This is a genomic window from Priestia sp. HNGD-A6 (assembly GCF_045784335.1).
Taxonomy (GTDB): domain Bacteria; phylum Bacillota; class Bacilli; order Bacillales; family Bacillaceae_H; genus Priestia; species Priestia zanthoxyli.
In genome coordinates this window covers 2,412,294-2,424,983 of sequence record NZ_CP138621.1, presented here as the reverse complement: position 1 = coordinate 2,424,983, position 12,690 = coordinate 2,412,294, and the positions used below count along the sequence as shown (strand labels likewise).

General features: G+C 38.3%; 11 protein-coding genes. 7 read left to right on the top strand and 4 right to left on the bottom strand.

The genetic code is table 11. From position 1 onward, the window contains the following. Positions 1-37 precede the first annotated feature (37 nt). Positions 38-1,675 carry a family 14 glycosylhydrolase gene (locus SCI76_RS12260; protein ID WP_033580731.1) on the top strand — a complete coding sequence of 546 codons (1,638 nt, stop codon included), beginning with the start codon at positions 38-40 and terminating at the stop codon, positions 1,673-1,675. Positions 1,676-1,723: 48 nt separating this feature from the next. Here the strand turns inward: SCI76_RS12260 and msrA are convergent, their stop codons facing one another. Then, positions 1,724-2,239, bottom strand: a complete 516-nt coding sequence (gene msrA, locus SCI76_RS12255) for a peptide-methionine (S)-S-oxide reductase MsrA (RefSeq protein ID WP_028412466.1) — start codon at positions 2,237-2,239, stop codon at positions 1,724-1,726. A gap of 347 nt (positions 2,240-2,586) precedes the next feature. Here msrA and SCI76_RS12250 point away from each other — a divergent pair, with 347 nt between their 5' ends. Next, on the top strand, positions 2,587-3,924 hold the full coding sequence (locus tag SCI76_RS12250) for an ATP-binding protein (protein ID WP_407545224.1): 1,338 nt from the start codon (positions 2,587-2,589) through the stop codon (positions 3,922-3,924). A gap of 160 nt (positions 3,925-4,084) precedes the next feature. Further along, positions 4,085-4,981, top strand: a complete 897-nt coding sequence (locus SCI76_RS12245; protein WP_155008624.1) for an amidase — start codon at positions 4,085-4,087, stop codon at positions 4,979-4,981. Between the two features lie 194 nt (positions 4,982-5,175). On the opposite strand, the gene SCI76_RS12240 is transcribed toward SCI76_RS12245, so the two are convergent. Beyond that, entirely contained in the window at positions 5,176-6,732 is a 1,557-nt protein-coding gene (locus tag SCI76_RS12240; RefSeq protein WP_048021590.1) for an ABC-F family ATP-binding cassette domain-containing protein, read from the bottom strand. 261 nt (positions 6,733-6,993) lie between these two features. Here SCI76_RS12240 and SCI76_RS12235 point away from each other — a divergent pair, with 261 nt between their 5' ends. Then, on the top strand, positions 6,994-7,926 hold the full coding sequence (locus SCI76_RS12235; protein WP_048021589.1) for a D-2-hydroxyacid dehydrogenase: 933 nt from the start codon (positions 6,994-6,996) through the stop codon (positions 7,924-7,926). Between the two features lie 99 nt (positions 7,927-8,025). Further along, complete coding sequence (locus SCI76_RS12230; RefSeq protein ID WP_048021587.1) at positions 8,026-9,111, top strand: nitric oxide synthase oxygenase; 1,086 nt, start codon at positions 8,026-8,028, stop codon at positions 9,109-9,111. Positions 9,112-9,159: 48 nt separating this feature from the next. Here the strand turns inward: SCI76_RS12230 and SCI76_RS12225 are convergent, their stop codons facing one another. Then, the gene (locus SCI76_RS12225) at positions 9,160-9,291 is read right to left on the bottom strand and encodes a YflJ family protein (RefSeq protein WP_016762840.1); all 132 of its coding nucleotides are present in this window, start codon (positions 9,289-9,291) and stop codon (positions 9,160-9,162) included. A gap of 173 nt (positions 9,292-9,464) precedes the next feature. Beyond that, a complete protein-coding gene (locus tag SCI76_RS12220; protein WP_028410145.1) occupies positions 9,465-9,914 on the bottom strand; it encodes an Rrf2 family transcriptional regulator in 450 nt (149 codons plus the stop codon). Between the two features lie 216 nt (positions 9,915-10,130). Here SCI76_RS12220 and hmpA point away from each other — a divergent pair, with 216 nt between their 5' ends. Together hmpA and SCI76_RS12210 are read left to right on the top strand one after the other, a co-directional pair. Beyond that, complete coding sequence (gene hmpA / locus SCI76_RS12215; RefSeq protein ID WP_407545223.1) at positions 10,131-11,312, top strand: NO-inducible flavohemoprotein; 1,182 nt, start codon at positions 10,131-10,133, stop codon at positions 11,310-11,312. Between the two features lie 72 nt (positions 11,313-11,384). Continuing rightward, the gene (locus tag SCI76_RS12210; RefSeq protein ID WP_048021584.1) at positions 11,385-12,674 is read left to right on the top strand and encodes a lysine N(6)-hydroxylase/L-ornithine N(5)-oxygenase family protein; all 1,290 of its coding nucleotides are present in this window, start codon (positions 11,385-11,387) and stop codon (positions 12,672-12,674) included. The last annotated feature ends 16 nt before the right edge of the window (positions 12,675-12,690 follow it).

The window sequence follows — 12,690 nt, the reverse complement described above, 5'->3', positions numbered from 1 at the left end:
ATACCTATAGGTGATTTTGAAAAAATGGAGGGAAGCTATGAAACAGCTATGTAAAAAAGGATTGGCTTTTATTTTGGTGCTCATTTTTGTTAACGCTTTCATTTTGAATCCACTTAATGGAGCGGCTGCCGTAGATGGAAAATCAATGAATCCTGGTTACAAAACCTACTTAATGGCGCCTTTAAAAAAGGTAACAGACTATACAACATGGGAAGCGTTTGAGAACGATTTACGCAAAGCGAAACAAAATGGATTTTATGCGGTGACAGTAGACTTCTGGTGGGGAGATATGGAGAAGAACGGCGATCAGCAGTTTGATTTTTCCTATGCTCAGCGCTTTGCTCAAGCTGCTCGTAATGCAGGTATAAAGATCGTTCCTATTATTTCTACTCATCAGTGCGGCGGTAATGTTGGAGATGATTGTAACGTTCCGCTTCCGTCTTGGGTATGGAACTTAAAAAGTGATGACAGCCTTTACTTTAAATCTGAAACAGGTACGACAAATAAAGAAACGCTAAGCCCGCTGGCAACTGACGTTATTTCTAAGCAATACGGAGAGCTCTATACGGCATTTGCGCAAGCGTTAGCACCTTATAAAGACGTGATTGCTAAAATCTATTTATCCGGAGGCCCTGCAGGTGAAATTCGTTATCCGTCCTATACAGCAGCAGACGGAACCGGCTATCCTTCTAGAGGAAAATTTCAAGTGTATACGAACTTCGCCAAAAGCAAGTTTCAATCATATGCTTTGACTAAATACGGTTCACTCGCCGGCGTCAATCAGGCATGGGGAACCAATTTAACCTCTGCATCGCAAATTTTACCGCCATCAGATGGCTATCAGTTCTTAAAAGATGGTTATTCAACAGCTTATGGAAAAGATTTCTTAGCATGGTATCAAGGAGCTTTGGAAGATCACACAAAACGTATTGGACAGTTAGCTCATCAGGCTTTTGATGCCACCTTTAACGTACCAATCGGTGCAAAAGTGGCGGGAATTCATTGGCAGTATAATAATCCGACGATTCCTCATGCTGCAGAAAAACCTGCTGGATATAATGATTACAATGCGCTTTTAGACGCTTTTAAAACAGCTAAATTAGATATAACGTTTACGTGCTTAGAAATGACGGACAGCGGAAGTTATCCCGAATATTCTATGCCAAAGACGCTTGTACGCCAAGTAGCAGGTATTGCGAATGCAAAAGGAATTGTTTTAAACGGGGAAAATGCTCTAACTATAGGCAGTGAAGATCAATATAAAAAAGCAGCTGAAATGGCCTTTAACTATAATTTTGCAGGATTTACTTTGCTTCGTTTCTACGATGTCATTAACAATGATACGCTGATGGGGCAATTTAAAAATACGCTGGGCGTTACACCAGTTGCGCAAACGGTTGTAGTAAAAAATGCGCCAACTGCGGTAGGAGAAACGGTTTATATTGTTGGAGACAGAGCTGAGCTAGGTCAGTGGGATACGTCCCTTTATCCAATTAAATTAACATATAATTCATCTACAGCCGATTGGAGAGGCACCGTCTATTTTCCTGCGAGTCAAAATGTTCAATTTAAAGCAATTGTGAAGAGAGCTGATGGCTCGTTAAAAGCATGGCAGCCTTCGCAGCAATATTGGAGCGTGCCGTCAACAACAGCAACTTATACAGATAATTGGTAAACAAAGCCGCATAGCAAATGCTATGCGGCTTTGTTTCGAACATGAGAATTATTTCCAGTTCGCTTGAATAAACTCATCTCGACCAGACTTAGCGCGGTCTTCTTTATAATGCTTTGGATTTTTCTTGTGGAAATCTTGGTGATACTCTTCCGCTTCATAAAACGCAGAGGCAGGAAGGATGCTTGTCACGATTGGTTTTTTAAAACGTCCGCTTTTTGCGACCTCTAGCTTTGTCTCTTCAGCTTCCTGCTTTTGGCTATCGTTATGGTAAAAAATTGCTGTTCGATACTGCGAGCCTCGATCTTGGAATTGACCTCCATCATCTGTTGGATCAATTTGCGGCCAATAAAGATCTAACAAACGTTTATACGGAAACACTTCAGGGTCAAATGTGATTTGAACCACTTCGTAATAACCGCTTGTGCCAGATTTTACTTGCTCATAGGTAGGGTTATCCACAGTTCCCCCCATATATCCTGATACAATGCCGTGAATACCTTCTAGCTCTTCAAATGGTGTAACCATACACCAGAAACATCCACCTGCAAATGTAGCTTTTTCCATACGTAATCCCTCACTTAATCCGTTGTTATGAAGGGTATTATAACAAATTTATATTGAAACAGCTAGAAAAGGGTTTGTAGGTTGTGTAAAAGCTGTGGATAAAGATAAATATCCACAGCTTTTACACAATAAACTCGGCTATGTTGAAGATTGAAAAATGCAGGAGAGAAGAAAGAAAAAATGATAGAATAGATGAGGTGTATATATCGATGTAGCAGAGATTAGGCGGCAGAAGCAGGATCTATGCGGCATCTAGATAAATAAAGTTAGTACGTTAGTAACAAGAGGTAAGAAACAGCATATTCGCGCTGTTAAATAAATATACAAAGATAATAGGAGAGTTGAATATGTTACAAGATAATCTCATCCTAGAGCACTATGGATTAAATGAATTAAATTTTGATACGATCAAAAGCTACCGGGATCGATTTGCTGAAGTAAAACCAGCTCATCCTTGGAATGCGCTTGAAACAAAAGAGTTTTTATACAAAGTAGGAGCATGGGGAAAGGTAAGAGATACCCATAAAGAAGGAGTTACGCTCGCAGGCCTGCTTTTATTCAGTGAAGAACGGATTATCACAGAAGTTTTACCACAATACTTTTTAGAATACCGGGAAAGTAAAGGGAATGAAGAATGGACAGAGCGTTTTACCTCTCAAGACGGGACGTGGTCAGGAAATATTTTCGATTTTTATTTCCATATTCATGAAATTGTTCGCAATAGCGAACCCCAGTCGTCAATCGCTTCCTCTTTAACAGAAGTTTTAATCAATATGCTTATTCATGCAGATTATAATGGCGAGGGCGGCGTTATTTTAGAAAAGCAACCTTCTCATTACGTTTTTTCTAATCCAGGTCTTTTGTTAGTACCTACAGATTCAGTTTTTAGTAAAACCGTTAGTCAGCTTCGAAACCCGAATATCGTTAAGCTATTCAGTTTACTAGGGCTATGTGAACGTTCGGGCTCTGGCTTGAAAAAAGTGAAGCAAAACTGGAGCTTGCATCATTATAAAAAGCCTTCTGTTGATCAAGATGTTTCTATGCATCGTACGGTAGTCACGTTATCTCTGTCCACTCAAGAAAGACAGATTAGTTCTTCTGAAAAAGACACTTATCATACGTCTGTAACTGATTTGGGAAATAATTTTAAAAGTGTCGAAAAATATCAAAACATACCTGAAAACAATGTCGAAAATAACTCCTATAATAAAAATAAAGACTCTTATAATAAAGATTTATTAGAGGAGTTAAACTCATGTAATAACGACAATAACTCCTATAATAAAGAAGAAAACTACTATAATAGTGAACTTAACTCATATAATAAAGATGATTACTCCTATAATATTTATCAAAGCTCCTATAATAAAGAATCGGAAGATGGTTCTTCTAATTCAGGGAATGGTGAGGATATTGATACGAAGCTATGGGATATTGCAGCGCTGGCTCGTGAAAAAAAACGGCTTTCGCCTAATCAGATGGAGCATATTATTCTTGAATTATGCAAAGAAAAACCGCTCATGCTTAAAGAGTTTGCTTATTTACTAGAAAGAACGCCGGATGGAGTACGTAATAATTATTTAACAAAGCTATTACGAAAAGGACAATTACAGTTGAAATATCCAAATCAGCCAAACCATCCAAAGCAGGCATATTTATTCCATAAGAAAGATACAGGGAAGTAAATCAAGCAACCGCTAGAACAAATAAAGATTAGGCTGAAAAAATTGATAAGGGAGAGTTTGCTGAAAGCTACAGATCTAAGGGAGAAATTCACCATAAAGTTGCCAAGCTGCCAGACTCTCTTTATATGAGTTCTGGCTCGTATAAAGGAGGAAATAGAGTGTGAAAAGCAAGTGCGTTCTTATTTTTCTGGTGGTTGTATGGCTGTTTAATATGGGGAAAGGAACAGGATGTGGATCAAAGGTGAATGCAGAGATGAATATACCGCTGTCGACGTGGGTGTGGGATACAAAGAAATGGATGTTGGACCAAGAAGCTATTCGTGAAAAACTTCAAGAAAAAAAGGTGACAAAGGTTTATTTACAAATTGACGCTCATCTTTCACCTTCTGTATATAGGCATTTTATCCAACAAGCGCAAGTCCAGGGTATAGATGTCTACGCACTTGACGGCGCTCCTTCTTGGATAGGGCCTTCTGGTATAGAAGAGCAAGACGCATTTTTTAATTGGATAACAGCTTACCAAGCAGAAGCGGAAGAACAACAGCAATTTTCAGGGGTTCATTTAGATATAGAGCCGTATTTGTATAAAAGCTGGAAAAATAATCGAGCGAAAAGTATTCTGCAGTATCAATATGTTATTTCTCAAGCTGCAGTACAGTCTCGTCAGTTACACTTGCCGCTTGCTGTAGATATACCGTTTTGGTTTGACGAAGTTCCATTCAAAAATAGCAACGGTTCCGGTTCGCTGGGGCATTGGATTATTCAGTACGCTGATGAAGTCACAATTATGTCGTACCGAAACCATGCGGATAAAGAAGACGGTATTGCTGACATAACGCAAAATGAACGCAAGTGGGGACGTGTACTATCCACTCCGATTGAAATAGGGGTAGAAACGATGGCTTCAGATGAAGGGGAATACATTTCTTTTTCTGCTAAAGGAGAAGAAAAGATGATGCAAGAGCTGGGTAAGTTGCTTACGAAGTGTCAAGCTAAAAACCCTCCAAGCAGTATAGCTGTTCATCATTTTGATAGCTGGCTACAGATGAAACCATGACAACGAAAAGACCGCTGCATCACTGCAGCGGTCTTTTTGGGTTTAGGGAGTATAGATACAATATAGCCATTTTATTAAAGGACTATACATAAAAAAAGTAACCATTTAAAAAATGGCTACTCACACAAAGGGGGGGAACTTAATCTTATCATTCCCACTTTTTCTAAAAGATATGCCTCTTTTAACCCGTTTTTTTAAAATAATTTAGTCGTCCAAGATTCGCAGTTCCACACGTCTGTGACTACATCTTGATAAAATTCAGGTTCGTGACAAATAATTAAGATACTTCCTTTGTATTCTTTTAAAGCTCGTTTTAATTCATCTTTCGCATCTACATCCAAGTGGTTTGTAGGCTCATCCAGTACAAGAATGTTGGTTTCATTGTTAATCAGCTTACATAGACGGACTTTTGCTTTTTCTCCACCGCTTAGAACTTCTACTTTACTTTCAATATGTTTGGTTGTTAAGCCACATTTAGCTAACGCTGCACGAATTTCATATTGGGTAAAGTGAGGAAACTCGTTCCATGCTTCTTCAATACACGTATTGTAGTTAGCTGATTTAACTTCTTGTTCGAAATAGCCAATATGCTGGTAATCGCCTTTTTCTACAGAGCCTGAAATCGGTTTGATTTCTCCTAGAATACTTTTTAAAAGAGTTGTTTTCCCGATTCCATTTGCTCCTACAAGGGCAATCTTTTGACCTCGCTCCATTTTTAGATTCAGTGGCTTAGAAAGCGGCTCTTCGTATCCAATGACTAAATCAGATGTTTCAAAAATTAATTTGCTTGAAGTACGAGCACTCTTAAAGTTAAACTCTGGTTTTGGACGCTCTTGAGCTAGTTCAATTACTTCCATTTTATCCAGCTTTTTTTGACGGGACATGGCCATATTTCGTGTCGACACGCGCGCTTTGTTTCTCGCTACGAAATCTTTTAAATCTGCCATTTCTTGCTGTTGTTTTTTATAAGCTGCTTCAAGCTGCTGTTTTTTCATCTCATATACTTTCATAAAATCGTGGTAGTCTCCTACATAGCGATTTAACTCTTGGTTTTCCATATGATAAATTAAATTGATCACGCTATTTAAAAATGGAAGATCGTGAGAAATTAAAATAAAGGCATTTTCATATTCTTGCAAGTAGCGTCGTAGCCACTCAATATGCTGTTCATCCAAGTAGTTTGTAGGCTCATCAAGTAAAAGAATTTCTGGTTTTTCAAGCAATAGTTTGGCTAGCAATACTTTTGTACGCTGTCCGCCACTTAAATCCTGTACGTCACGATCTAAGCCGATATCTTCTAATCCTAATCCGCGCGCAATTTCTTCGACTTTTGCATCGATAACGTAAAAGTCATTGTTTGTTAAGAGGTCTTGAAGCGTACCGACTTCTTCTAATAGTTTTTCGAGTTCTTCTGGTGATACATCCGCCATTTTCTCATAGAGGCCATTCATTTGAGCTTCTAAATCAAATAAATATTGAAAAGCACTTTTTAGTACATCACGAATAGAAAGGCCGCGCTCTAATGCCGTGTGCTGATCTAAATAGCCAACGCGCACTTTTTTAGACCATTCTACTTTTCCCGCATCCGGTTCTAGCTTGCCTGTAATGATGTTCATAAATGTTGATTTACCTTCGCCGTTTGCTCCAATCAAGCCGACGTGTTCACCTTTTAACAATCGAAATGATACATCGTTAAAAATCGCACGGTCACCAAAACCATGGCTTAGATTTTTTACGTTTAATACACTCATGCTGACACACCTTTTCTTTTAAAATATCTATCGTACGTTTCGTTATAAACAAATTGATTCATAACGATTATAGCGAACTTATATACATAAATCCATATGAGTTTTCCAGCCTTGAAAGTCATATAAAATTCACTCGCGTCTTCCTTTCACTTGATTCATACTATATATATCAATGTAGAAAATCCTTCATGACGAAGGGACGGTTATATCGAATCATTCAAATAGAGTATATAGAAGAATAAAAAGGCAGGGGGAAAAGAAATGAACATTTATACGATACTAGTGGCAGGAAGAATGCATAAGGAGCTGGAGGAGATAATCAAACAAAAGCAGCTGTCTCAGACGTTTCGATTTATGGAAGAGCAAGACGTTACAATGGAAGATTTAAACTGGGCTGACGCGCTTTTATCCTTCGGTCCAACGAATTACTTTAAAGACCATAGCTTCAAATGGATTCATTCTCTCGGTGCAGGAGTTGATCGGTTCTTAGAAAGTGGGGATTGGAAAAAGAGCGTGATGTTAACACGTACGGTTTGTTCATTTGGTCAGCGGATCAGTGAATATTGTCTTAGCTATATGCTAGCTGAACTTCAGCACCACGCACAGTTTCAGCATCAGCAAAAACAAAAGCAGTGGAAAGCGGTAGAGCCTCAGCAGCTTTCTGCTCAAACGGTCATCATTTATGGAACAGGTGAAATCGGAGGACGTCTTGCAACCGTTTTAAAATCTTTTGGTGTACGAGTGATAGGAGTATCTAAAAGTGGAAATGAAAAGCCGTCATTTGATCAAGTAGTCTCGATTTCAAATGAGAGAGACTTGCTAAAAGAAGCTGATTGGATTATTAGTACAATGCCGCTAACGAATGAAACAAAAAGCTACTTTGATTCAAAATGGATGAATGTAGTTGAAAATGCATACTTTATAAATGTTGGACGAGGTGCAACTGTAGATGAAAATGCGTTAGTAGAGGCTATTGAGCAAAAGCGTATTCGAAAAGCATACATAGACGTATTTGAACGTGAGCCGTTAACGAAAGAATCTTTTTGGTGGAATCATTCACATATCATCATAACACCTCATATTTCGGCGGTGACTACGCCTGCAGAAGCCGTAGAGTGCTTTGTTGAAACGCTGCAAAAAGTTGAGCAAGGCGAATTGCCTTCTAACTTGGTTAATATTGAAAGAGGTTATTAAAGCATTATGATGCGCGTTTCCGCTATGAGAATGGTATACTGAAACTTGCTTTTCGTGGACGAAAAGAATGAAATCTGTTCTTCTAGGGGGGAACAAACGTTGAAGCAAGAAGAATTATTTGAACAAGCACGTGTATTTATAGAGACGTGCTACGCTGAACTTGAAAAAAGCGAAGTGGAAAAAAACAAGCGATTAAAAGAAATTCATCAGCAAATTATGTCACTCGGACATTATGATCATACATTTGAAGAGTTAGAGCACGGAGCTCGCATGGCTTGGAGAAACAGCAATAAATGTATCGGACGACTATTTTGGCAATCGCTCAATGTATTTGATAAGCGAGAGGTGAGCACAGTTGAAGAGGTAAGAGACGCTCTGTTTCATCATATTGAATATGCAACAAATGACGGGAAAATCCGGCCTACTATTACGGTGTTTAAACCGAAAATGCAAGCAAAAGAACCGGTTAGAATCTGGAATCATCAGCTAATCCGCTATGCTGGGTACGAGACGGAATATGGTGTGATAGGAGATCCTGATTCTGTTGCGTTCACGGAGGTTTGCCAAAAGCTAGGGTGGGAAGGTGAGAAAACTCACTTTGATGTTCTTCCTCTGGTCCTGCAAGTTAATGAAGCGTCACCTCGATGGTTTGAGATTCCAAAACATTTAGTGAAAGAAGTAGCTATTACGCATCCGGAACTTCCTGAATTTGAAGACTTACAGTTAAAATGGTACGCTGTCCCGATGATTTCAGATATGAAGCTAGAAATTGGAGGGATTGATTACGTCGCAGCACCATTTAATGGATGGTACATGGGGACTGAAATTGGTGCCCGAAATTTGGCGGATACGTATCGCTATAATCAACTTCCAAAAATAGCTTCTATGATGGGATTGAACATGGATTACAACGCGACGCTTTGGAAGGACAAAGCTATTATTGAATTAAACGTTGCGGTGCTTTCTTCTTTCAAACGAGAAGGTGTTAGCATTGTAGATCATCATACGGCTGCTCAGCAATTTCACTTGTTTGAAGAAAGAGAACAAAAAAATGGCCGGGAAGTGACTGGGAACTGGACATGGTTAATCCCACCGGTTTCACCAGCTACCACACATATTTTTCATAAGCCTTATAAAAATAAAGTATTATCACCAAATTATTTTTATCAAGACGCAGCTTATTAAATGAACAAAAAAGAGAGTACAAATTTGTACTCTCTTTTTACACGTTAATTAATTTTTGTGTTTATCAAGCAAGTTAGCAAGTACATATGTTTTGTACTTTTCCACTTTGCGGCCTTCATGGTTGCGAACTCCTCGTTTTTTAAGTTCCTCAACATACCAACCTTTGCTTCCTACGTGCATACTCAAACACCCTTTCGTCATTTTTTTAGGATGAACAGAATGAGGTTCATTGTCTGCTCGAATGGAGACATCTTGTCTTTCCAATACGTGCCTCATTGTAACATCTTTTATTTTATGATGAAAGGGAAAAAGGTCAAAAAAACGAGAATGATTTCAGGTGAATTTTAGTTTGTTCATTCCTCGTTTTTTTGAGATAGGAGGAGGAGGTTTAATTCGTCTTTATTTTGGATTAGATCTTCTAATGTATACTGATCTAACACTTTAATGAAGGCTTGCATGGCTTCATGCAAAACACTTTTTAACTTGCAGACGGGGCTAATAATGCAGAAGTTTCCTTCACGGTCAAAACATTCAACAATATGAAAATCTTCTTCAGTTTGACGTACCACTTTGCCAATATTAATGTCTTTTGGAAGCTGAGCTAAACGAATACCGCCGTTTCGTCCTCGTATCGTTTCAATTAAGCCAAGTTTTCCAAGTTCGTGAATGATTTTCATAAGATGGTTCTTTGAAATATTATACGCTTCAGCAATTTCTTTTATATTGCTTAGTTTATTATTATCGCGAACGCCTAAATATAATAAAACTCGCAGTGAGTAATCTGTATATTGTGTGAGCCTCATCTTTTTACCTCTTCTCTTATCAGCAGCTGATATATCTATAATAGCATGTCTATATCTAAGAAATACAGAAAGAATGCTCACATTTTTGACAGGGTGAATTTGTGAACATTTCTTTAAATGTGTATATAAAATATATCTTTTTAAGTAGGATATGAGTATCATAAAGATGTATTAAAAATATATCTTTTAAAAATGAATCTTTCGGAGGCGAAAGTTATGAAACAAACAACTATTTCTATTGTAAAAAGTACAGTTCCTGTTTTAGAAAAGCATGGGCAAGCAATCACAACTCGTTTTTATGAAATGCTTTTTGAACAGTATCCTTCTTTAAAAAATGTATTCAACCAAACAAATCAAAAAACAGGACGTCAGCAAATGGCGTTAGCTAATACAGTTTATGCCGCTGCGCAGTACATCGATCGGCTTGAAACGCTGCTTCCAGTTGTGAAGCAAATCGCCCATAAACATCGCAGTATCGGCGTGAAAGCAGAGCACTATCCAATTGTCGGCGAGTTCTTATTAAAGGCAATTAAAGATGTTTTAAAAGAAGCTGCGACCGATGAGATTATGGAAGCTTGGAAAGAAGCTTACGGTGCCATTGCAGACGTATTCATAAGTGTGGAGCAAGAGTTATATGAAGAAGCTGAAAAAAAAGGATGGAAAGATTATAAAAAACTAATGGTTCATAAAAAAGTAAAAGAAGCAGAAGGCGTGTACTCGTTTTATTTAGTATCACCTGATCAAAAAGCACTGCCTGCTTTTCTGCCAGGTCAGTACGTGAGTGTACGAATTCCTGGTCAAGAATATTTATCCATTCGCCAGTACAGCTTATCTGGCTATCCAAACCAACCATACTATAAAATTACGGTGAAAAAAGAAAAACAAATGGAAGACGGGGTCGTGTCAACGTATTTACATGATCAATTGAAAGAAGGAGACTTGCTTGAAGTCAGCGTTCCAGCAGGAGATTTTGTCTTAAAAGAAAATAATAAATCAGTATTTATCAGCGGAGGTGTAGGAATTACTCCAATGATGTCAATGCTTCATCAAGCATTGGAAAACAATCAAGAAGTAACATTTATTCACAGTGCTAAAAATGAGCAGTTTCATGCAATGAAACGAGAGCTTCAATCGTTGTCAGAGACATATACGTTTGAACAGCACGTTTTCTATAGTCAAGCGCAAACAGATCAGCATGATGAAAACATAACGTATGGTCGCTTAACTAAAAAAGAGCTAGCTAAATATGTCGGCGATAGACATGCATATTATTATGTTTGTGGATCTTCTTCATTTACACAAATGGTGTTAGAAGGCCTAGATGAAATGGGCATTTCCCAAGAAAATATCATGTATGAATCGTTTGGCCCGAAAATGAGTATGACTCCTTCCGCATAAATGTATGGAAAAAGGGTAAAAAGCTAACAGTAGACAATACTGTTAGCTTTTTTTATGAAAGGGAGTTTAAAGATGACAAATAAGCAGTATGACATGGTGGGAATAGGAATAGGCCCTTTTAATTTAGGCTTAGCGGCCCTTGCTGAGCCTCTTGATGAAATTGATGCAGTCTTCTTTGATAAAGAAGAGAAATTTGAATGGCATCCGGGCATGTTAATTGACGGCACGGACTTGCAGATTCCGTTTCTAGCAGACTTAGTTACATTTGCAGATCCAACAAGCCCCTATTCTTTTCTAAATTATATTCACAAGCAAAAGCGCTTGTATCCGTTCTTTTTCTTTAATCGTTTTGACATTCCGCGTCAAGAATACAACGAGTACGCGAAATGGGTAGCGGAGCAGCTATCTTCCTGCCACTTTTCTTCAAAAGTTGTGGATGTGATACCAAAAAATGAAGAAGAGTATTATGAAGTAAAGGTAGAAACACCTGAGGGAATTCAAACGGTAAATGCTAAACACGTTGTAATGGGAACAGGAAGCATTCCACTTGTGCCTCCGGCTTTTGAAGAAAAGCTAAATGAGCATATTTTACACAGCAGCGGCTATTTACATAAAAAAGAAGAGATTCAAAAAGGAAAGCATGTAACGATCGTTGGTTCAGGGCAAAGTGCTGCCGAGATTTTTCTGGATTTACTAGAAGAACAGACTGAACATCATTACCACCTTACATGGTTTACAAGATCCTCTAATTTTTTTCAGCTTGATCAATCCAAGCTTGCTCAAGAGTTATTTTCGCCAGACTATGTAGATTACTTTCATTCGCTGTCTTTTGAGGAACGTACAAGCACGGTAGAAGATTTAAACCCCCTACGTCACGGAATTGAATCTTCTACCTTAACGAAAATCTATGATTTACTCTATCATCGTTCACTTAAAGGAAGAGTACCCGTTACGATTCAAGCTTCGACTGAAGTAAGTGACATTCATAAAAAAGCAAATGGATATGAGCTGGAGTGTAAACAATTAAAGGCTGATCGCTCTTTTCAATACGAAGCGGATCGTTTGATATTATCCACGGGCTATAAGCCAAAGATTTCGCCGTTCATCGAACGAATAAAAGATGATATCGAATGGGAAGATGACAAGCGTTTCAACGTCACAAAAGATTACCGGCTTGTCTTTAAACAACCCCGTAACCACCACTTTTTTACGTTAACTAACATTGAACATTCACACGGATCTGGCGCAACAAATCTTGGTTTATCCGTTCAGCGTAATCAGCGTATTCTGAACGTAATTGCAGGTAGAGATGTGTATCCAGTTCCAGAAGAGACGACGTTTCAGACATTTAATTTGTTTTGAATGTCTGATTTATAAA

Excerpts from the sequence above, each read along its gene's own strand:
- SCI76_RS12260 (WP_033580731.1), top strand. The coding sequence starts at position 38 with ATGAAACAGCTATGTAAAAAAGGATTGGCTTTTATTTTGGTGCTCATT.
- msrA (WP_028412466.1), bottom strand. The coding sequence starts at position 2,239 with ATGGAAAAAGCTACATTTGCAGGTGGATGTTTCTGGTGTATGGTTACA.
- SCI76_RS12250 (WP_407545224.1), top strand. The coding sequence starts at position 2,587 with ATGTTACAAGATAATCTCATCCTAGAGCACTATGGATTAAATGAATTA.
- SCI76_RS12240 (WP_048021590.1), bottom strand. The coding sequence starts at position 6,732 with ATGAGTGTATTAAACGTAAAAAATCTAAGCCATGGTTTTGGTGACCGT.
- SCI76_RS12235 (WP_048021589.1), top strand. The coding sequence starts at position 6,994 with ATGAACATTTATACGATACTAGTGGCAGGAAGAATGCATAAGGAGCTG.
- SCI76_RS12225 (WP_016762840.1), bottom strand. The coding sequence starts at position 9,291 with ATGCACGTAGGAAGCAAAGGTTGGTATGTTGAGGAACTTAAAAAACGA.
- SCI76_RS12220 (WP_028410145.1), bottom strand. The coding sequence starts at position 9,914 with ATGAGGCTCACACAATATACAGATTACTCACTGCGAGTTTTATTATAT.
- hmpA (WP_407545223.1), top strand. The coding sequence starts at position 10,131 with ATGAAACAAACAACTATTTCTATTGTAAAAAGTACAGTTCCTGTTTTA.
- SCI76_RS12210 (WP_048021584.1), top strand. The coding sequence starts at position 11,385 with ATGACAAATAAGCAGTATGACATGGTGGGAATAGGAATAGGCCCTTTT.